The organism is Streptomyces sp. NPDC048290 (assembly GCF_040652095.1).
In the GTDB taxonomy this organism is placed as follows: domain Bacteria; phylum Actinomycetota; class Actinomycetes; order Streptomycetales; family Streptomycetaceae; genus Streptomyces.
The window spans coordinates 37772-56621 of sequence record NZ_JBEZLM010000013.1; the positions used below are offsets into that span (position 1 = coordinate 37772).

Sequence of the window (18850 nt, forward strand, 5' to 3'; positions counted from 1 at the left end):
GGGGATGATCCGGTTCGAGCAGGTCACCAAGCGGTACCCGGACGGGACGACGGCTGTCGACGGACTGAGCTTCGAGGTGGCCGAGGGGGAACTGGTGACCCTGGTCGGCCCGTCCGGCTGCGGCAAGACCACCACGATGATGATGGTCAACCGGCTGATCGAGCCGACCTCGGGCCGCATCCTGCTGGACGGCGAGGACATCATGCGCGCCGACCCGGTCACGCTGCGCCGCCGCATCGGATATGTGATCCAGCAGGTCGGGCTGTTCCCGCACCGCACGGTCCTCGACAACACGGCGACCGTGCCCGCGCTGCTCGGCTGGAAGCGGGGCAGGGCCCGCGAGCGGGCGGCGGAGCTGCTGGACCTGGTCGGCCTCGACCCGAAGACGTACGGGCCGCGCTATCCGCATCAGCTGTCGGGCGGTCAGCGCCAGCGGGTCGGGGTGGCGCGGGCGCTGGCCGCCGATCCGCCGGTGCTGCTGATGGACGAGCCGTTCGGCGCGGTCGACCCGGTGGTGCGCGAGCAGCTCCAGGACGAGTTCCTGCGGATGCAGGCCACCGTGCGCAAGACGGTGCTGCTGGTCACCCATGACATCGAGGAGGCGGTCCGGCTCGGCGACCGGATCGCGGTGTACGGCCAGGGCCGGATCGAGCAGTACGACACTCCGGGCGCGGTGCTGGGCACGCCCGCGTCGGCGTATGTCGCCGGGTTCGTGGGCGCGGACCGGGGGCTGAAGCGGCTGTCGGTGACCGCGATCGAGCGGGGGGATCTGGAGCAGCCGCCGGTGGTGCGGATGGACGAGACCGGGCAGCGGGCGGCGGCCCGGATGCGGGCGCAGCGGGCGCGCTGGGCGGTGGTGCTGGACGCGGACGGCGATCTGCACGGCTGGGTGGGTCTGGAGGAGCTGGACACCGCGGACGCCGTGTCGACGCTCGCGCACCGGATGAACGCCTGGGTCCCGGTGGGCGCGCCGCTGAAGCAGGCGTTCGGGGTGATGCTCCAGCACGACGCCGGGTGGGTGGCGGTGCTGGACGGCTCCCGTTTCCTCGGGGTGCTGACGCCCGCGAAGCTGCATGAGGCGCTGCGCCGCTCGGTGGACGCGGACGCGCAGGGCGTGGCGCGCGGGCAGGTGGACTTCGACTCGGTGTCGGACGCCTGAGCCGGTGCGCTAGCCGAGCAGGCCCTTGTCCTTGAGATAGGTGCGGGCCACGTCCTCGGGGAGCCGGCGCCAGCTGTCCACCTGCTCGTTCATCGAGGCCAGGTCGGCGGTGGTGAGGACGTCGTTGAGCTTGCCGAGGGCCTTGGTGACGCCGGGGCCGCCCGCGCGGGCGCGGTTGACGACCGGGACGACGTAATCGGCGTTCTGGAGGTGCTTGTCGTCGGTGAGCAGCACCAGTCCGAACTGGTCGAGGGTGGCGTCGGTGGTGGTGGTCAGCACCATCTGGTCCTGCCCGCTCTGCACCGCCTTCTTGGCCTGGGTGGTGCCGACGCCCTTGGGGTCGACGGCGGTGATGTCGATGCCGTACACCTTCTTCAGTCCGGGGGCGCAGTACGGCCGCTGCACGCATTCGTCGCCCGCCGCTAGCCGTACCTTCAGTCCGGAGGCGCCGAGGTCGCTGAGGGTCTTGAGGTGGTGTTCGCGGGCGTAGGCGGCGGTGACGGCGAAGGCGTTCTGGTCGACGGCCCGGCCCGGGTCGAGGACGGTGAGGCCGCGCGGCGCGGCGAGGGCGCGCAGGGCCTCCATGGTGGTGGCGAGGTCCGGTGAGCCGACCGGGGGCGCGTCGGGGCCGTGGGTCTTGGCGTTGAGCCAGTCGGCGAAGGTGGCGGCGTACTCGGGGACGACGTCGATCTGTCCGGACTCCAGGGCGGGTTCGTACAGTTCGCGGTTGGCGACGGTGAGGAACGACGTCCGGTATCCGGCCTGGTCCAGCAGCAGGGCGTACATCTGGGCGAGGAGGTCGCTCTCGGTGAAACCGGCCGAGCCGACGGTCAGGTCGTGGCGGTCGCCGGGGGGCGCGGTGACCTCGCCCCGGTCCTCCAGGGAGGGGCCGGTGGAGCAGGCGGCGGCCAGGGCGAGCAGCAGGGCGGCCGGGAGGGCCGTACGGGGGCTCATCGGGTGTCCCTCGTCCAGGTCGGGGCCAGGCGTTCGGCGATCTCGAAGACGCCCTCCACGAGCAGGGCGAACACGGCGACCAGGACCGCTCCGGCCACCACCATCGGGGTGCTGGCGAGATGGAATCCGGCGGTGATGATCCGGCCGAGCCCTCCCCCGCCCGCGAGGGCGGCGATGGTGGCGGTGGCGACGAGCTGGACGGCGGCGATCCGGACCCCGTTGAGGATCATCGGGGACGCCAGGGGGAGTTCCACCTGGACCAGGACCTGTCGGCCCGTCATGCCCATGCCGCGCGCGGCCCGTACGGTGGCCCGGTCGACCTCGCGCATCCCGACATAGGCGTTGGTGAGCAGCGGGGGCACGGCGAACAGGACCAGGGCGACGACGGTGGGGCCCTCGCCCCAGTTGCCGACCGGGGTGAGCAGCAGCAGGACCAGCACGGCGAAGGTGGGGACCGCGCGGCCGACGTTGGAGAGGTTGACGGCGAGCGCGCCGCCCTTGCCGAGGTGGCCGAGGACCAGGGCGACGGGCAGCGCGATCAGACAGCTGAGGACGAGACAGACGACGGTGAGCACGAGGTGCTGAAGGAGGCGCTGGCCGATGCCGTCGGCGCCGGACCAGTTGGCGGGGTCGGTGAGCCAGTGCCAGGCGTCGGTGAGGGTGTTCATCGTCGGCGCACCTCCGGGGCGGTCACGCGTGGGCCGTCCGGGTCCAGGGGGTGAGCAGCCGCTGCACTCCGAGCAGCAGCAGATCGGCGAGGACGGCGATGACCACGCAGAGCACGGACGCGGTGAGCACCTGCGCCTTGAAGAAGGTGTTCATCCCGGCGTAGATGAGATTGCCGAGACCGCCGTAGCCGACGATCGCGCCGACCGTGACCAGGGAGATGGCGGAGACGGTGGCGATCCGCAGTCCGGCCATCGCCGCGGGCAGGGCGAGCGGGAGTTCGACGGTGAGCAGCAGCCGGACGGGGCCGTAGCCCATGCCGCGGGCGGCCAGCCGGGTCTCCTCGGGGACGGCCCGCAGTCCGGCGAGGATGTTACGGACCAGCAGGGTCAGCGAGTACAGCACCAGCCCCGCCACCACCAGGGTCGCGGACAGCCCGTACAGGGGCAGGAGCAGGGAGAACATGGCGAGCGAGGGGATGGTGTAGAGGATCGTCGTCGCGCCGAGGACGGGGGGCGCGGCCCAGCCCCAGCGGCGGGCCAGCACGGCGAGCGGCAGCGCCACGGCGAGCGCGATGAGCACGGCCAGGGACGTCAGCTGGAGATGCTGGAGCACCGCGTCCACGACGATCTGACGGCGGGTGCTCAGATACTCCCCGCAGATCCAGTCGTTGCGCGCGAGACAGTCGTCCGGGGGCGCGGCCATGGGTCCATTGCAGCGGCGGGGGCCGGGCGGGGCGCGCTGGGGTCGCCCGTTCGGGGGGAGCGCGGCGGGCGCCGCAGGGGTCGCGGGGGTGCCGCTGGGGTGTCGCTGGGGTGTCGCTGGGTACACCCCCCGATCCGGGTTCTGCGCCCCGTGTGGCGCGGCGGGGTGCTCCGTAGCGTCGTCGGTGAGGCACAGGGGGTGCCGCACGGAGGGTGATGACGATGTTCCGCACCGGGGCGCGGGGAGCGCGCGACGGCGGTCCCGCCGACGAGGCGCTGCGGCTGGTGAAGGTGTCCAAGGTCTACGGGGCGGGCGAGGGCGCGGTGCGGGCGCTGGACGAGGTGACGCTGAGTCTGGCCCGGTCCACGTTCACGGCGGTGATGGGACCGTCCGGGTCGGGCAAGTCGACACTGCTCCAGTGCGCGGCGGGGCTGGAACGGCCGGACAGCGGGATCGTGACGGTGGACGGGGCGGTGATGACGGGCGGCGGCGAGGCGGAGCTGACCCGGTTCCGGCGGGCCCGGATCGGGTTCGTGTTCCAGCGGTACAACCTGCTGGACACGCTGACCGTCGCGCAGAACACGGTGCTGCCGCTGAAGCTGGCCGGACGGCGGGTGGACCGGCGCCGGGTGCGTGAGGTGCTCGCGGCGGTGGGGCTCGGCGCCCGGCTCGGCGCCCGTCCGGCGCAGTTGTCCGGCGGGCAGCGGCAGCGGGTGGCCATCGCGCGGGCGCTGGTGACCGAGCCCCGGCTGCTCTTCGCGGACGAGCCGACCGGCGCCCTGGACCTGCGCAGCGCCCGCGAGGTGCTGGACCTGCTGCGCGAGGCGGTACGACGGCATGGGCGGACGGTGGTGATGGTGACCCACGACCCGGTGGCCGCCTCGTACGCGGACCGGGTGCTGTTCCTCGCGGACGGACGGCTGGCGGGCGCGCTGGACGCACCGACACCGGACCGGGTCGCGACACGGCTGGCACGGCTGGGCGACGAGGTGTGGGGTGGTGCGGGGTCTGGCGGTGGGGTGTCCGGCGGTGGGGGCGGCGGGGCGGCGCCCGGCGGGGCGGGCGGGGGCGCGGCTCCCGGCGGGACGGTGTCCGGCGGTGGGGCGCCCGGCGGCGGCGCTGCGCCCGACAGCGGGGGCGGGGGTGCGGCGCCCGGCGGCGGAGGTGGGGCGCCCGGCGGGGCAGGCGGCGGCGCGGTGTCCGGCGGCGGCGTGCGAGCGGGGGTGTGAGCGGTGCTGGTGCTGGCGCTCCGGTCGATCGGGCAGCGGCCCGGACGGTTTCTCGCGACGCTGCTGGCCGCGTTCCTGGGCGCGGCGGTGGTCATGACGTTCCAGTCGCTGCACGACACGGCGGCCGGGCCGGGCGTGGACCCGGTCAGTTCGCAGACCCTGACGACGACGGCGGGCGTGGTCGGCGGGTACGGCTCGCTGCTGGTGTTCTTCGCCGTCGCCTCCACCCTCACCGTGAACGTCCGGCAGCGGACGGCGGAGCTGGAGCTGCTGCGCTGTTCGGGGGCGACCCCGGCGCAGTTGCGGCGGATGGTGGTCGGTGAGGCGGTGGCCGTGGCGCTGGCGGGCGCGGCGCTGGCGGTCGTACCGGGGATGCTGGGCGGCCGGGCGCTGCTCGCGGTGTTCCGGGACAGCGGGCAGGTCGCCGGGTCGGTCGAGCCCGCGTTCGGGCCGATCGCCCTGGCTTCGGGGTTCTCGATCACCCTGCTGGCATCGGTGGGCGCGGCGTTCCTCGCGGTGCGCCGGGCCACCCGCAGGACCCCGCCGCGCGGCCGGACCCGTACGGTCCTGGCGTACGGGGCGCTGCTTCTGGGCGCGCTGTCGGCGGCCGGTACGTTCGCGCTGGACGCGACGGACGCGGCGCTGATGGCACCGGCCGCCTACGGGGCGATCCTGCTCTCGGTGGGGTCCGCGCTGCTGGCGCCCCGGCTGCTGCGCCGGGTGCTGGCCCGTCTCGACCCGTCCGGGGCGGGCGGCTGGCTGGCCGTGCGCACCCTGCGGCAGCGGGCGGACCAGCTCGCCGGGACGCTGACCGCGCTGATCCTGTGCACGGCCGTGTCGGCGGCCACGCTCACCCTCCAGGCCGTGGAGAGCGCCGAGGTGACGGCGTCGGGCCTGGTCAAGCCGGTCGACGCGAAGAATCTGGAGACCCTGAACCTCACCGTCGTCGGGATCGTCGCGGTGTTCGTCTGCGTGATGCTGGTCAACTCGCTGTACGCGGCGACGGTGTACCGGGCGCGGGAGTTCGGCCGGCTGCGGCTGGCGGGGGCGACCCCGGGGCAGGTGCTGGCGGCGGTCGGCGTGGAGTCGCTGGTCCTGACGGCGACCGGGCTGTGCTGCGGTACGGCGGCGGCGCTGGCCGGGGTGGTGCCGTTCACCGTGGTCCGCTCGGACGCGGTGCTGCCGGCGCAGTTCGGGGGCGTCTGGCCGGCGGTGGCGGCGGGCGCGGCGGCGGTGACCGTGGGGACGTCCCTGCTGACCGCGCGCCGGGTGCTGCGGACTCCGCCGGTACGGGCGGTGACGGCGGCGGTGTGAGCGGGTACGGGGGCGCCGGCCGGTGCCGCGCGGACGGCGCCCGGTCCGGCCCGAACTGGTGCTGCTGTGCGACATGCCGGGCTCGGTGGCCGGGTTCCCGGACTTCACGATGCTGCTGGTGCGGGCGCTGCACGACCAGTTCGGCAAGGTCCGGGTGTTCGCCTTCGTCAACCGGATCGACGAGGTGACCGGGCTGCTCGCGCACGGCACCGCCGACCCTGAGGGGCTGGGCGCCCGGATCCACGCGGAGGCGACCCTTACGGGCTGGCACGGCGGCAGCGACTACGGGGGGTCGCTGGGCGAGTTCGCCGAGCGGTACGCGCGGACGGCGGTGGGTCCGCGCACCACGGTGTTCGTGCTCGGCGACGCCCGCACCAACCGCGCCGACCCCAACCCGGCGGCGCTGCGCGCGCTGTCCCGCCGGGCCCGCCGCGTGTACTGGCTCAACCCGGAGCCACGGGAGCTGTGGGGCACCGGCGACTCGGCGGCGCCCGCGTACGCGTCCGTGGTGGAGATGCACGAGTGCCGCACGGCACGGCAGTTGGGAGCGGTGATCGAACGCCTGCTGCCGGTGTGAGGGCCCGGACCGGAGGAAGTCCTCCGGGCTCCGTAAGGGGGGCGTACCGGGGTGGATTCAGGGTTCCGCCCTGATGTCGGGCGGGTCCGGCGTGTCTAGGCTTCCAGGCATGGGGTGAGACATCTCGTGCGGACCGAGGGGGGCCGGATGAAGGCAGTGGTGCAGGACGGGTACGGCGGATGGGACACGCTGGCGCTGCGCGAGGTCGAGCGGCCCGTGCCCGCGCCGGGCGAGGTGCTGGTCCGGGTGCGCGCGGCATCGGTCAACGCCTACGACTGGCACTATCTGCGCGGCGATCCGAAGATCGCCCGGCTGGCGTTCGGCCTGCGCGGACCCCGGGCGGCGATCCGCGGCCGGGACTTCGCCGGGGTGGTGGAGACGGCCGGCGCCGGAGTGACGGGGCTCGCGCCGGGCGACGAGGTGTACGGCGAGGCGGACGGGGCGTTCGCGGAGTTCGTGTGCGTGGCGGACGGCGCGGTGGACCGCAAACCGGCGCGGCTCACCTTCGAGCAGGCCGCCGCGGTACCGCTCGCCGCGAACACCGCGCTGACCGGGCTGCGCGATGTGGCCGCGGTCCGGGCGGGCGACTCGGTGCTGATCAACGGGGCGTCCGGCGGGGTCGGCACGTTCGCCGTCCAGATAGCCAGGGCGTACGGCGCGGAGGTCACCGGCGTGTGCAGCGCGCGGAACGCGGATCTGGTCCGCTCCCTGGGCGCCGGCGAGGTCGTCGACTACACCCGCGAGGACTTCACCCGCTCCGGGCACCGCCATGACGTGGTGCTCGACCTGGTGGGCAACCGTTCCCTGACCGCCCTGCGGCGCGCGCTGGCACCGGGCGGCACGCTGGTGCTGTCCGGCGGCGGTTTCTACGAGGGCGGGAGTCTGCTCGGTCCGATGCCGCTGTTCTTCCGCAGACGGCTGCTGGGACCGTTCGTCCGCGAGCGACTGCGGGAGCTTCCGGCGAAGCCCGCCAAGGAGAACCTCACGGCGCTGCGGGATCTGATCGACGCCGGGAAGGTCACACCGGTGGTGGAGCGGACGTATCCCCTCGGGGAGGCGGCGCGGGCGATCCGGCACATGGAGGTGGAGCACACGCGAGCGAAGATCGTGGTGACGGTGTGACCGGGTGAGGGGGGTATGGGGGACCGGGGGGCACGGGAGAGCGGGGGCGGGGGCGCCGGGGCGCGGGACGGCATCGGTATGCGCGCGGACGCCCCGGCACAGGTCACCCCGCGCCCCGTCTCCTGGCGACCGGCCCGTCAGGACCGGCCCGTGGCGACCGGTCGTTACGACTGGCCCTCACCGGCCCTGGCGTACTCGTTCGCCATGGACCCGGCGAAGTCGTAGACCACGACCTGTTCGTCACCGATCACCCAGGCGTCATGGCCCGGGGAGAGCACGAAGACATCGCCGGGGCCGACCTCGCCCTCGGCGCCGTCGTCCATCAGGACCCGCATCCGGCCCTGGACGACATAGCCGTTGTGGTGGATCTGGCAGGTGTCGGTCCCGGCGAGCGAGGCCAGGGACTCCGACCAGCGCCAGCCGGGCTCGAAGGTGGCGACGGCGAAGTCCAGTCCGGTGAGGTGCACGGTTTCGAGGTGGCCGCGCGGGAAGTCCCGTCGCTCGTCCGGTTTGTCGAGCGTCTTGGTCTCGAACATGACGCTCCTCCTTTCCGGCCACGGGGCGGTGCGGGCGTTCCGGCCGCACATCCCGGTGACCGGGGCCGGTCTCCGTCTCCCGCTCGCCCGCCGCGAGCGGCGTCGGCGGGGCCGGGCCCCTCGCGTCCCATCCTCCGCCCGCCGGTGCGGGGCGCGCCATCGGGGAGCCGGTGCGGCGGCTCGCCCATGAGCCGATCGCCGGGTGAGGAGGGCGGCCGGGCGGGGTGCCGCCCGCATCCGGCTGGGCGGGGCAGGGGGCACCGGGCAGCCGCCCGCACCTGCGACGGCCCGGGTCGTCCGGGCCGGGGACCTGCGGCCACCGGCTCCGGACGGCCCGGGTCGTCCGGGCCGGGGACCTGCGGCCACCGGCTCCATGACGGGGCGGACGGCACCGCGGGCGGCAGACGGAGCGGAAGGACGACCGCGGGTGCCGGAGCGCCACCGCCGCGAACGGCGGACGCGGGTCCGGCGGGGAAGGCGTCGGCCCCGAGGCGCCCGGCTGCCCGCGCGGGCACGTTCCTGGCTGCCAACGTGCGGCAGCCCTGGGCGCCGGGGGGAGTCAGACCGCTCCGGTGCCGCACAGGGCCGTGAAGCGGTCCGTGTCGATGTTGCCGCCGGAGATGATCACGCCGATCCGGCCGGTGAGGGGGGTGGTGCGTCCGCTGAGCAGGGCGGCCAGCGGGGTCGCGCCGCTGGGCTCCACGACGATCTTCAGCCGCTCGAAGGCGAACCGCATGGCCGCGCGGATCTCGTCCTCGCCGACCAGGGCGATCTCGTCCACCAGCCGCCGGTTGACGGAGAAGGTCAGCTCTCCGGGGGTGGGCAGGGCCTGGCCGTCGGCGATGGTGTGGGGCACGGGGATGGTCACCCGCCGTCCGGCCGCCAGTGAGCGGTGGGTGTCGTCGCCGGACTCCGGTTCCACGCCGATCATCCGGACACGGGGGTGCAGGGCCTTGGCGATGGTGGCGCTGCCCGCGATCAGTCCGCCGCCCCCGACGGGGGTGAGCAGGGCGTCCAGTTCGCCCGCTTCCTCCAGGAGTTCGAGGGCGGCGGTGCCCTGGCCGGCGATCACATGGGGGTGTTCGTAGGGCGGGATGAGCGTGAGACCGCGTTCGGCGGCGAGGGCCTCGCCGAGGGCGACCCGGTCCTCGGTGTAGCGGTCGTAGGTGACGATCTCGGCGCCGTAGCCCTCGGTGGCCGCGCGCTTGGCGGCCGGGGCGTCCTCGGGCATCACGATGACGGCGGAGGAGCCGAGTTCGCGGGCGGCGAGGGCGACCGCCTGGGCGTGGTTCCCGGAGGAGTAGGCGGCGATCCCGCGGGCCAGTCGGGCGGGTGTGAGGCGGGAGGCGGCGTGGTAGGCGCCACGGAACTTGAAGGCGCCGACCCGCTGGAAGTTCTCGCACTTCAGCAGCACCTCGGCACCGACCAGGGCGTCGAGGGTGCGGGAGCGCACTACGGGGGTGCGATGGGCGACACCGGCGAGGCGGACGGCGGCGGCACGGATGTCGTCCGGGGTCACGGGCGGCGGGGCGAGGGGCGGAGGCGTGGCGGTCGGGGTCATGGGCGGTCTCCCTGGGGCGCGGGCGGGTGGGGACGGGCCGTGCGCCGGGACGGGGCGGGCCCGGCGGGGGCGTCGGCGCCGGACGCGGCGGGGGCTGCTCCGCTGGGCACGGCGGAGGCTGCCCCTCTGGGCGATTCGGAGGCTGCCCCGCTGGGTGCGGCGAAGCCTCCCCCGCCAGGCGATGCGGAAGCTCCCCCGACAGACACGGCGGAGGCGGCCCCTCTGGACGCGGCGAAGGCCCCCTCGCCGGGCGCGGCGGAGCCTCCCCCGCCAGGCGATCCGGAAGCTCCCCCGCCGGACACGGCCGAGCCTCCCCCGTCGGGCGCGGCTGAAGTATCGCCCTCTCTCGCGGACGGCGACCGTGACCGTGACAGATAGCTGTACGCCGAGGCGCGGGAGATGCCGAGGCGGGTCGCGACCTGCTCGACGGCGTGGCGTACGGCGAAGACACCGCGCTCGTCCAGGCGGCGGAAAAGGGCGAGCCGGGCGGGGCGGTCGAGCGCGGCCCAGGCGGTGTCCTGGTGGGCGTCCACCAGGGCGTCGACCACCGCGTCGATGTCGTTGCCGAAGGTGGTGACCGGTTCGGGCGCGGGTGTCGCCGGGGCGGTGGGTCCGGCGAGGGCGTCCAGCAGGGCCCGCGCCCTGTCCACCGCGTCCGCGTCGACATTGACGCACAGGGCGCCGAAGACCGCCCCGGTCGCGTCGCGCAGCACCATCGTGGACGACTTGACCAGGTGGCCGGTCCCGGTGCGGGTCAGGTAGTTCAGCTCGTCCTCGGCGGTGTCGCCGCGCGCCAGGACCCGCAGACCGATCTCGCTCATCGCACCGCCGACGGCCCGGCCGGTCACCGACCCGGCCACGGCGACCACCGAGTGCTCCGGCCGCCGGTAGTCGTGCAGCACCACTTCGCACACCGGCCCGAAGGTCGCCGCGATCCCGTGCGCCACCGGGGTGAGCGCGGCGAGGATCGCGTCCCGCTGCGCTTCCAGATCCCGCTCCCGTCGTTCCCCCGACTCCCCCGCCACCCGCGACACCACCGGCACCACCGACACCTCCGGAGACAGAATTGGACTGGGAATCCAATCTCTGGATTCCCAGTCTAATCACACCCGCCGGGAGGCGGACCGGACCCCGTCGATCAGATCGGTCAGATCGGTCAGACTTCTGCCTTCTCCACCTTCCGGGCCGCCCGCGCCAGGTCCATGTCCGTCGTCTCCGGCGCCAGGAACTGGGACACGATCCCACCGATGGCCAGCACACCCGCGCCCACCAGCAGCACGAACGTGGGCCCGTACCGGTCCAGGCCCATCGGCAGCAGGAACGTGCCGATCGCCGCGCCGACCCGGCTCATGGCGGTCGCGAAGCCCACGCCGGTGGTGCGCAGCGAGGTCGGGAACACCTCCAGCGGATAGATGGCGGTCAGCGCGCTGGACGCGGCGTTGAGGAAGATGAAGAACAGGAACCCGCCGACGATCACCGGCGTGGAGGTGGGCCAGACCGCGACCAGCGCCAGCGCGCCCGCGGTGATCCAGAACGGCGGGATCAGCAGCTTGCGGCGGCCGATCTTGTCGACCACCAGACAGCCGACGGTGACACCGGCGACGGCGGTGAACGAGTACACGAGCAGCGCGGCGGTCGCGTTGTCCCCCATGTTCAGCGCCTCGAACACCTGCGTCCAGAAGGTGCCGATGGCGAAGTACGGCAGGACGAGCGCGGCCCAGAAGACGCTGGCGAACACCGTGCTGCGCAGATGGCGGCGGCTGAACAGGGCGCGGAAGCCCTCCCGGTGGGCCCGTTCGCGCTCCTCCAGCTCGGCGTCGACGTCGACCTCGATGCCGTACTTGTGGATCAGTTCCTCCGCCTCGGCGCGGCGGCCCTTGCTGAGCAGCCAGCGGGCCGATTCGGGGATGCCGCCGCGCAGCGCCACACACACCACGGCGATGACCGCGCTGGACGACAGCGACCACCGCCAGCCGCCGTCCATCCCGGCGAACAGGGCGCCGACCACGGTGGCGAGGGCATAGCCGAGGTACCAGCTGATCTCCAGGCTGGCCAGCAGACGGCCGCGGCCCTGCCGTGGGGCGTACTCGGACAGCAGCGGCGCGCCGATCGCGTACTCGCCGCCGATGGCCACGCCCATCAGCAGCCGGATCAGGAAGAGCTGGGTGCCGTCGGTCACGAAGAACTGCACGATCGACCCGATGAGGAAGATCATCATGTCCACGAGGAACACCGGTCGGCGGCCGAAGCGGTCGGCGAGACGGCCGAACAGCGGGCCGCCGATGAAGATGCCGATCAGCGGGGAGGCGCCGACCAGGCCCTCCATCAGCGTGGACAGTTCGAGGTCGACGGTGAGCGCGGCCATCGCCATGCCGATGCCGCCGATGATGTAGCCGTCGATGCCCTGGCCGATCTGGGTGGCCAGCTTCAGCTTGATGTGCAGTCTGCGGCGTTCTCGGATCAACCCGGGTGAGACCGGCGGTTCCTGGGCGGTCTCAGGCGTCGTTGCCATGTGCGGTCCTTGGGGAGAGGGGACGGGAGGAGGCAGGGCGGGAGAGCGGAGAGATGAGAGATGAGAGATGAGAGCGGAGGGCGGGCGGGGCCGGTCAGTCGGACGTCGGCCAGTCCAGGGCCAGATACTGGGTCTCCAGGAACGCCTCGATGCCCTCCCGGCCCCCCTCGCGGCCGAGTCCGGACTGCTTGACGCCGCCGAAGGGGGCCGCCGGGTCGGAGAGCAGCCCCCGGTTGACACCGACCATCCCGGCTTCGAGGCGTTCGGCGATCCGCAGGGCGCGGCCGAGATCGCGGGAGTAGACATAGGCGGCGAGGCCGTGGACGGTGGCGTTGGCGCGGGCGATCATCGCGTCCTCGTCGGTGAAGACGGTGAGCGGGGCGACCGGGCCGAAGACCTCCTCATGGAGGATGCGGGCGTCGTCGGGGACGTCGCTCAGCACGGTCGCCGGGTGGAAGTGACCGGGGCCGTCGGGCACGAAGCCACGGGCGGCGATCCGGGCGCCGCGCGCCACGGCGTCGTCGACCAGGGCGCGGATCTTGTCGACGGCGGCGCGGTTGATCATCGGGCCGAGGGTGACGCCGTCCCCGAGTCCGTGGCCGGCGCGGACGGCGGTCATCGCGGCGCCGAACTTCCAGGTGAACTCGGCGGCGACATCGGTGTGCAGATAGAAGCGGTTGGCGGCGATGCAGACCTCGCCGCCGCCGCGCATCTTGGCGTCCATCGCTCCGCGCACGGCGGCGTCGACATCGGCGTCCGCGCAGACCACGAAGGGGGCGTTGCCGCCGAGTTCCATGGTCACGTTGACGACCCGCTCGGCGGCCTGCGCGAGGAGCAGCCGGCCGGTGGCGGTGGAGCCGGTGAAGGAGAACTTGCGGACCCGCTCGTCGCCGAGCCAGCCGGAGACCACCTCGGGCGCCCGGTCGGTGGGCAGCACATTGAGCAGACCGTCGGGGAGTCCGGCCTCGGTGAGCAGGGCGGCGACGGCGAGGGCGGTGAGGGGTGTCTCGGGGGCGGGCTTGAGGAGCACCGGGCACCCGGCGGCGAGCGCGGGCGCGATCTTGCGGGTGGCCATGGCGGCGGGGAAGTTCCACGGGGTGACGAACGCGGTGACGCCGACCGGGTGTTTGCGCACGACATGCCGGAAGCCACCGGCGGGCGCGTCACCGAAGGACGAGCCGATCCGCACGGCCTCCTCGGCGAACCAGCGGAAGAACTCGGCGGCGTAGCCGACCTCGGCGAGGGCGTCCCGGTACGCCTTGCCGTTCTCCCGCACGATGAGCCGGGCGAGGGTGTCGTCGTGCTCGCGCATCAGGGCGAACGCCCGGTGCAGGATCTCCGAGCGGCGCCGGGGCGGGGTGGCCCGCCATCCGGCCGCGGCCGACGTGGCGGCGTCGACCGCGGCGCGGGCGTCGTCGGGACCGCCCGCGGAGACCTCGCGGATCAGCTCGCCGGTCGCCGGGTCCTGGACGGGGTACACCCGTCCGTCGGCCGCCGGGCGCCACTGCCCGCCGATCAGCAGATCGCCCTCGGCGACAGGTGCCTTGGCGAGGGATTCGATCCCGACGAGGTTCATGAGCTGCCCTTTTCTCCGTTCCGGACGGTGATCCGTCCAATGCGCGGTGAATTTACGAGCGCGTCATGACAGCGACAAGGCTGGTCAGCCGGATCGCAATGGGGGTTGCTGTGAGGGCAACCGCCGGATCATGCGGGCGGACGACGGGGCGGCAACGGCGGGGTCACGGGGGCGAGCGGGAACGAGTAGGAAGGGGACGGCGCGCCCCGCGCGGGCGAGCGGAACGCCGACACGCGCGGGCACCCGCGTACGGGTCCTCGCGCGGGCGCCCATGTGCCGGGCGCCCCGCGCGGCGCCTACATGCCGGGCGCCCCGTACGCCGCCCACATGCCGGGCGCCCCGTACGCCGCCCACATGCCCGGCACCCCGTACGCCGCCCACATGCCCGGCACCCCGTACGCCGCCCACATGACCGGCACCCCGTACGCCGCCCACATGACCGGCACCCCGCGCGGCACCCACATGCCAGGCACTCCACGCGGACGCCCCCCAGGGGCACCCCGCACGAGCACCCCGTACGCCTGCCCCCCCTCACGTCAGCCGGGCGCGGGCCGGTGCCGCCCGCCGCGGCTCCCAGCCGAGCAGGGCCGAGATCCGCCCGGCCGCCCGTGCCGTCGTACGGCCCGCCTCGTCCAGGTGGTCGCCGAGGCGGGCCTTGGGGGCGGAGATGTTGAGCGCGGCGACGACCCGGCCACGGAAGTCGCGGACCGGCGCCGAGACCCCGACGAGGTCCGACTCGAACTCCTCGCTGACCCGGGCGTAGCCGCGCTGCCGGGCCTCCTGGATCAGCGCCCACAACTCCGGTACCGGCATCCTGGTGGCCGTGCCGAAGCGGACGTACAGCTCGTCCGGGGTGGCGTCGGCGAGCAGGACGCGTCCGGCGGAGGTCTGCATGGCGGAGGCGCCGCGACCCTCCCAGCCGTGCACCCGGAAGTCGTGCCCGGAGACGGACAGCAGGGTGAGCACCTCGCGGTCGCTGAGGACGCACAGGTGGCTCGTCTCCTCCAGCTCCGCGGAGAGCGCGTGCATCGCCGGTTCGGCGACCCGGACCAGCCGGCTCTGCGAGGTACGGGCGACCAGGGAGAACAGCCGCCAGCCGAGCCGGTACTCCAGGGTGTCCGGGTCGCGTTCCACGATGCCCTCGGCGGCCAGCGCCTTCAGCGCGCGCGAGACCTGCGTCTTCTCCCGGCCGACGAGCTGCGCCAGGCGGACCACGCCGAGCCCGCCCGCGTGCTGCGCCTCCTGCGAGGCGAGGGCCTCCAGCAGATCGATGTCCCGGCGCAATCCATGGCCACGGGTGCCCGAGGGGGTTTCCATCACCCGCGTCATCCTAGGCTCCGGGACCGGCCCAGGGGCCGTGAAACGGGGTGAGAAGCCCCAGGTCAGCCATGGAGTTGTCCGGAGAGCAACCGTGATTGCGATTCCCCTGGCCGTCTTGCGACGCGGTACCGCCCGACCTAGATTCGCCGTCATCGGGCCGGATGAACTGCGCCGAATGCGCGGTTCGCCCACCCTCGTCACCCCGTTTTCGCTTTCTTCCCCCACCGTGGCCCCCCTAGCCCAGGAGTTCTGATGCCCTCCCCCTTCGCCGCGACCGCGCTGATCGGCGAGTCCTTCGTCGGTGACGGCGCCGACGCCGCGCACACCAACGTCGTGATCGGCCGCAAGGGCGGCCCGGTGGAGACCGCCTGGGCCACCGCGCTCGCCACCCCGAGCGCCGGTCATGTGCCGTTCCTGACGGTGCTGCGGCCGTCCGTGCCGGTGAAGCCGCTGACCCTGTTCGTCACCAAGGCCGCCGCCGCGGGCGAACTGCACGGGCGGGCCATCTGGGGCGCGGCCCAGGCGGGGCTGGCACAGGGCGTGCTGGACGCGGTCACGGAGGGACTGCTCCCGGCCGAGGACGCCGACGACCTGCTGATCATCGCCGCGGTGTGGGTGAACCCGGCGGTCGGCGACCTGGACGCCGCCTTCCGCAACCAGCGCGCCGCGGCCCACCGTGCCGTCCGGGCCGCCGTCACCGGGACGCCGACGCTCAAGGAGATCGAGGCCGCCGCGGCGGACGGCCCGTCGAACCCGTTCTACACCCCGAGCCCCGAGGTGCTGGCCGGATGAACCCCCACTCCACGCCGAGCCCCGAGGCGCCCGGCCCGATGAACCCCTCCCCCACCCCGAACCCCGAGGCGCCCCGCCCGATGAACCCCTCCCCCACCCCGAGCCCCGAGGTGCTGGCCCGATGAAGATCACCGACATCACCCTGGACCGGCTCCGGCTGGAGCTGGACCCGCCGTTCCGCGCCGCCTGGGACCCCGAGCCGCGCGGCCACTTCGACGCCACGATCGTCCGGGTGCACACCGACGAGGGCGTCACCGGCGTCGGCTCCGGCGATCTGATGGACGGCTTCGAGACCTACCGGCACCTCTTCGTGGGCGAGGACCCGCTCCAGATCACCCGGCACGTCCGGGCCATCGAGACGGCCAGCTTCCACGGCGCGCCCTACTGGCCGCTGGAGGCGGCGCTGTGGGACATCATCGGCAAGGTGCACGGCCGTCCGGTCAGCGAGCTGTTCGGCAACACGACCAAGCGGCTGCCCGCGTACGCCTCCTCCGGTGAGCTGAAGTCGCCCGAGGAGCGGGTGGCGACCGCGCTGAAGGTGCGCGAGGCCGGGTTCCGGGCGCTGAAGATCCGGATCGACCGGGACCGGGTGGACGAGGGCATCGCCGCCGTACGGGCGGTGCGCGAGGAACTCGGCGACGGCTTCGACATCATGGTCGACCTCAACCAGTCCTGGCGGATGGCCGGGGACACCGCCCCCGCCGCCGATCTGGCCCGCACCCGGCGGACCGTGGCCCGCCTCGCCGAACTGGATGTGTTCTGGGTCGAGGAGCCGCTGCCGTACGCCGATCTGGACGGGTTCAAGCGGCTGCGGGCGGAGAACCCGGGGGTGCGGATCGCGGCCGGGGAGATGCACCACTCCCCCACCGAGCTGCTGCGCTATCTCGAAGAGGACGCGCTCGACGTGTACCAGATGGACGTGGTGCTGGCGATCGGGATGCACCGCGCCCGTACCCTCGCCGAGCTGGCCCAGCTCAAACACCGTCAGTTCACCCCGCACAGCTGGACCAACGGCATCGGTGTGCTGGCGAACCTGCACGTGGCGGCGGGCGTCGGCGGGGGACCGTACTTCGAGTTCCCCTACGACCCGCCCGGCTGGACCCCGGAACGCCGGGACTTCATGCTCGCCGAGCCGGTCCGGCCGGCCCCCGACGGCTGTCTGGAGGTGCCGGACCGGCCCGGTCTCGGCGTGGAACTGGACGAGGACGCGATCGACCGCTGGAGAATCAAGTGACCCACCCCGACGAGAACCTCCCGCACAGCGCCGCCTCCCTGCGGGGCGTCCCGATCGAGAAGCTGCTGACCCGGTCCTACGACGAGTGGCGCGACACCGCCGCCCGGCTCACCTTCGAGACCCGCCCCTACATCGACGGCGCCTTCACCGACGCGGCCTCCGGAGACACCTTCCCGACCACCTCCCCGCGCGACGGCACGGTCCTCGCCCAGGTGCAGGCGGGCTCCGTCGCCGACGTGGACCGGGCGGTGCGCGCCGCGCGGACCGCCTTCGACGACGGCCGCTGGCGCACTCTCGCCCCGCGCGAGCGGAAGGCGGTCCTGCTGCGCTGGGCCGACCTGATCCGCGCGCACGCCGCCGAACTCGCCCTCCTGGACACCCTGGAGATGGGCAAGCCCATCACCGAGTCGCTCCGGATCGACGTGGCGAAGACCGCCGAGACGATCGCCTGGTACGCCGAGACCGTCGACAAGACGTACGACGAGGTCGCGCCGACCCCCGGGGACGCGCTGGCGTTGATCACCCGGGAGCCGCTGGGCGTGATCGGCGCGGTCGTGCCGTGGAACTACGCGCTGCTCATCGCGAGCTGGAAGCTGGGCCCGGCGCTGGCCACCGGCAACAGCGTGGTCCTCAAGCCCGCCGAGCAGACCTCGCTGGCCGCGCTGCGGCTCGCGGAGCTGGCCACCGAGGCGGGGCTCCCGGACGGGGTGCTGAACGTGGTGCCCGGCCGGGGCGAGATCGCGGGCCAGGCCCTCGGCCGCCATCCGGACGTCGACAAGATCGCCTTCACCGGCTCCGCGGAGGTCGCCCGGCTCTTCCAGGTGTACGCGGGCGAGTCCAACGGCAAGCAGGTCGCCGTGGAGGCGGGCGGCAAGTCGCCGCAGCTCGTGCTGGCCGACGCGGACATCGAGGCCGCCGCCTCGGCCGTGGCCTGGGGCATCTTCTACAACGCGGGACAGACGTGCAACGCGGGGTCGCGTGTCGTGGTCCACTCCTCCGTCAAGGACGAACTCCTTGCCGCCGTCCAGCGGATCAGCGCGGACACCTTCCGGGTCGGCGACCCGCTGGACCCGGCCACCGTGATGGGCCCCATCGTCGACGAGACCCAGCTCGCCAAGGTGCTCGGCTATATCGAGCGCGGCACGCGCGACGGGGCGGACGTGCTGTTCGGCGGCGGGCGGGTGCTCACCGCGACCGGCGGCAGCTATGTCGAGCCGACCGTCCTGGACGGCGTGGACAACGCCTCGGTGGTCGGCCAGGAGGAGATCTTCGGCCCGGTCCTCGCCGTGGTGACCTACGACGGCCCGCCCGAGGACGGCGTACGGCTCGCGAACCAGAGCGACTTCGGTCTGGTCGCCTCCGTGTGGACCCGGGACATCACCGTCGCCCACCGCACGGCCCGGCGGCTGCGCGCCGGAACGGTGTGGATCAACACCTTCGACGCCAGCGACGTCATCACCCCGTTCGGCGGCTTCAAGGCCACCGGCGCCGGACGCGACAAGTCCCTGCACGCCCTGGACGCGTACACCGCGCTCAAGACGACCTGGGTCAATCTCGCATAGCCACCAGGTATCTCCTTCCTTCTCCCCTTCT

16 protein-coding genes and 3 pseudogenes are annotated in these 18850 nt (G+C 73.7%); 9 read left to right on the forward strand and 10 right to left on the reverse strand.

The window, feature by feature from the left end; all coding sequences use genetic code 11:
• Positions 1 to 4 precede the first annotated feature (4 nt).
• A complete protein-coding gene (locus AB0D49_RS22875; RefSeq protein WP_362760287.1) occupies positions 5 to 1159 on the forward strand; it encodes a betaine/proline/choline family ABC transporter ATP-binding protein in 1155 nt (384 codons plus the stop codon).
• Positions 1160 to 1168: 9 nt separating this feature from the next.
• Here AB0D49_RS22875 and AB0D49_RS22880 read toward each other — a convergent pair whose 3' ends face one another.
• Genes AB0D49_RS22880 through AB0D49_RS22890 form a run of 3 tightly spaced genes read right to left on the reverse strand, consistent with a single transcriptional unit; the run spans position 1169 to position 3484 of the window.
• A complete protein-coding gene (locus tag AB0D49_RS22880) occupies positions 1169 to 2113 on the reverse strand; it encodes an ABC transporter substrate-binding protein (RefSeq protein WP_362760290.1) in 945 nt (314 codons plus the stop codon).
• Positions 2110 to 2781 (reverse strand): ABC transporter permease subunit, encoded by a 672-nt coding sequence (locus AB0D49_RS22885; RefSeq protein ID WP_362760293.1) that lies wholly within the window; start codon positions 2779 to 2781, stop codon positions 2110 to 2112. The genes AB0D49_RS22880 and AB0D49_RS22885 overlap by 4 nt, the downstream gene beginning before the upstream one ends.
• A gap of 22 nt (positions 2782 to 2803) precedes the next feature.
• On the reverse strand, positions 2804 to 3484 hold the full coding sequence (locus AB0D49_RS22890) for an ABC transporter permease (RefSeq protein WP_362760296.1): 681 nt from the start codon (positions 3482 to 3484) through the stop codon (positions 2804 to 2806).
• Between the two features lie 221 nt (positions 3485 to 3705).
• Between AB0D49_RS22890 and AB0D49_RS22895 the strand changes: the two are divergent.
• From AB0D49_RS22895 to AB0D49_RS22910, 4 genes and pseudogenes are all read left to right on the forward strand, one after another.
• Positions 3706 to 4476, forward strand: a pseudogene (locus AB0D49_RS22895) (ABC transporter ATP-binding protein); the annotation flags it as partial.
• Positions 4477 to 4716: 240 nt separating this feature from the next.
• Positions 4717 to 6027, forward strand: a complete 1311-nt coding sequence (locus AB0D49_RS22900) for an FtsX-like permease family protein (RefSeq protein WP_362760299.1) — start codon at positions 4717 to 4719, stop codon at positions 6025 to 6027.
• A gap of 16 nt (positions 6028 to 6043) precedes the next feature.
• Positions 6044 to 6604 (forward strand): annotated as a pseudogene (locus tag AB0D49_RS22905) (VWA domain-containing protein); the annotation flags it as partial.
• Positions 6605 to 6751: 147 nt separating this feature from the next.
• Complete coding sequence (locus tag AB0D49_RS22910) at positions 6752 to 7726, forward strand: NAD(P)-dependent alcohol dehydrogenase (protein ID WP_362760301.1); 975 nt, start codon at positions 6752 to 6754, stop codon at positions 7724 to 7726.
• A 164-nt stretch (positions 7727 to 7890) separates the two neighbouring features.
• On the opposite strand, the gene AB0D49_RS22915 is transcribed toward AB0D49_RS22910, so the two are convergent.
• The 7 genes and pseudogenes from AB0D49_RS22915 to AB0D49_RS22945 all read right to left on the reverse strand — a co-directional run bounded on the left by AB0D49_RS22915 (position 7891) and on the right by AB0D49_RS22945 (position 15228).
• A complete protein-coding gene (locus AB0D49_RS22915) occupies positions 7891 to 8262 on the reverse strand; it encodes a cupin domain-containing protein (RefSeq protein ID WP_362760303.1) in 372 nt (123 codons plus the stop codon).
• 559 nt (positions 8263 to 8821) lie between these two features.
• Positions 8822 to 9823: a pyridoxal-phosphate dependent enzyme gene (locus tag AB0D49_RS22920; protein WP_362760306.1), complete on the reverse strand. Its 1002-nt coding sequence runs from the start codon at positions 9821 to 9823 to the stop codon at positions 8822 to 8824.
• 356 nt (positions 9824 to 10179) lie between these two features.
• A pseudogene (locus AB0D49_RS22925) lies at positions 10180 to 10812 on the reverse strand (helix-turn-helix transcriptional regulator); the annotation flags it as partial.
• Between the two features lie 167 nt (positions 10813 to 10979).
• Positions 10980 to 12335, reverse strand: coding sequence for an MFS transporter (locus tag AB0D49_RS22930; protein WP_362760308.1), 1356 nt, complete (start codon positions 12333 to 12335; stop codon positions 10980 to 10982).
• Positions 12336 to 12429: 94 nt separating this feature from the next.
• Positions 12430 to 13911: an NAD-dependent succinate-semialdehyde dehydrogenase gene (locus AB0D49_RS22935; protein ID WP_362760311.1), complete on the reverse strand. Its 1482-nt coding sequence runs from the start codon at positions 13909 to 13911 to the stop codon at positions 12430 to 12432.
• A gap of 296 nt (positions 13912 to 14207) precedes the next feature.
• Positions 14208 to 14375 carry a hypothetical protein gene (locus tag AB0D49_RS22940; RefSeq protein WP_362760314.1) on the reverse strand — a complete coding sequence of 56 codons (168 nt, stop codon included), beginning with the start codon at positions 14373 to 14375 and terminating at the stop codon, positions 14208 to 14210.
• Between the two features lie 67 nt (positions 14376 to 14442).
• Entirely contained in the window at positions 14443 to 15228 is a 786-nt protein-coding gene (locus AB0D49_RS22945) for an IclR family transcriptional regulator (RefSeq protein WP_362760317.1), read from the reverse strand.
• Between the two features lie 255 nt (positions 15229 to 15483).
• On the opposite strand from AB0D49_RS22945, the gene fae reads away from it, so the two are divergent.
• Genes fae through AB0D49_RS22965 form a run of 4 tightly spaced genes read left to right on the forward strand, consistent with a single transcriptional unit; the run spans position 15484 to position 18819 of the window.
• Positions 15484 to 16023 carry a formaldehyde-activating enzyme gene (fae, locus tag AB0D49_RS22950; RefSeq protein WP_362760320.1) on the forward strand — a complete coding sequence of 180 codons (540 nt, stop codon included), beginning with the start codon at positions 15484 to 15486 and terminating at the stop codon, positions 16021 to 16023.
• Entirely contained in the window at positions 16020 to 16148 is a 129-nt protein-coding gene (locus AB0D49_RS22955) for a hypothetical protein (protein ID WP_362760323.1), read from the forward strand. The genes fae and AB0D49_RS22955 overlap by 4 nt, the downstream gene beginning before the upstream one ends.
• Complete coding sequence (locus AB0D49_RS22960) at positions 16145 to 17257, forward strand: mandelate racemase/muconate lactonizing enzyme family protein (protein WP_362760326.1); 1113 nt, start codon at positions 16145 to 16147, stop codon at positions 17255 to 17257. The genes AB0D49_RS22955 and AB0D49_RS22960 overlap by 4 nt, the downstream gene beginning before the upstream one ends.
• Entirely contained in the window at positions 17254 to 18819 is a 1566-nt protein-coding gene (locus AB0D49_RS22965; RefSeq protein ID WP_362760329.1) for an aldehyde dehydrogenase, read from the forward strand. The genes AB0D49_RS22960 and AB0D49_RS22965 overlap by 4 nt, the downstream gene beginning before the upstream one ends.
• Positions 18820 to 18850: the final 31 nt, after the last annotated feature.

What these genes read in the sequence shown, in the direction of transcription:
- AB0D49_RS22935 (WP_362760311.1), bottom strand. Translation starts at nt 13,911, where the DNA reads ATGAACCTCGTCGGGATCGAATCCCTCGCCAAGGCACCTGTCGCCGAG.
- AB0D49_RS22915 (WP_362760303.1), bottom strand. Translation starts at nt 8,262, where the DNA reads ATGTTCGAGACCAAGACGCTCGACAAACCGGACGAGCGACGGGACTTC.
- AB0D49_RS22875 (WP_362760287.1), top strand. Translation starts at nt 5, where the DNA reads ATGATCCGGTTCGAGCAGGTCACCAAGCGGTACCCGGACGGGACGACG.
- AB0D49_RS22880 (WP_362760290.1), bottom strand. Translation starts at nt 2,113, where the DNA reads ATGAGCCCCCGTACGGCCCTCCCGGCCGCCCTGCTGCTCGCCCTGGCC.
- AB0D49_RS22955 (WP_362760323.1), top strand. Translation starts at nt 16,020, where the DNA reads ATGAACCCCCACTCCACGCCGAGCCCCGAGGCGCCCGGCCCGATGAAC.
- AB0D49_RS22910 (WP_362760301.1), top strand. Translation starts at nt 6,752, where the DNA reads ATGAAGGCAGTGGTGCAGGACGGGTACGGCGGATGGGACACGCTGGCG.
- AB0D49_RS22940 (WP_362760314.1), bottom strand. Translation starts at nt 14,375, where the DNA reads ATGTGGGTGCCGCGCGGGGTGCCGGTCATGTGGGCGGCGTACGGGGTG.
- AB0D49_RS22930 (WP_362760308.1), bottom strand. Translation starts at nt 12,335, where the DNA reads ATGGCAACGACGCCTGAGACCGCCCAGGAACCGCCGGTCTCACCCGGG.
- AB0D49_RS22890 (WP_362760296.1), bottom strand. Translation starts at nt 3,484, where the DNA reads ATGGCCGCGCCCCCGGACGACTGTCTCGCGCGCAACGACTGGATCTGC.
- AB0D49_RS22885 (WP_362760293.1), bottom strand. Translation starts at nt 2,781, where the DNA reads ATGAACACCCTCACCGACGCCTGGCACTGGCTCACCGACCCCGCCAAC.
- AB0D49_RS22945 (WP_362760317.1), bottom strand. Translation starts at nt 15,228, where the DNA reads ATGGAAACCCCCTCGGGCACCCGTGGCCATGGATTGCGCCGGGACATC.
- AB0D49_RS22960 (WP_362760326.1), top strand. Translation starts at nt 16,145, where the DNA reads ATGAAGATCACCGACATCACCCTGGACCGGCTCCGGCTGGAGCTGGAC.
- fae (WP_362760320.1), top strand. Translation starts at nt 15,484, where the DNA reads ATGCCCTCCCCCTTCGCCGCGACCGCGCTGATCGGCGAGTCCTTCGTC.
- AB0D49_RS22920 (WP_362760306.1), bottom strand. Translation starts at nt 9,823, where the DNA reads ATGACCCCGACCGCCACGCCTCCGCCCCTCGCCCCGCCGCCCGTGACC.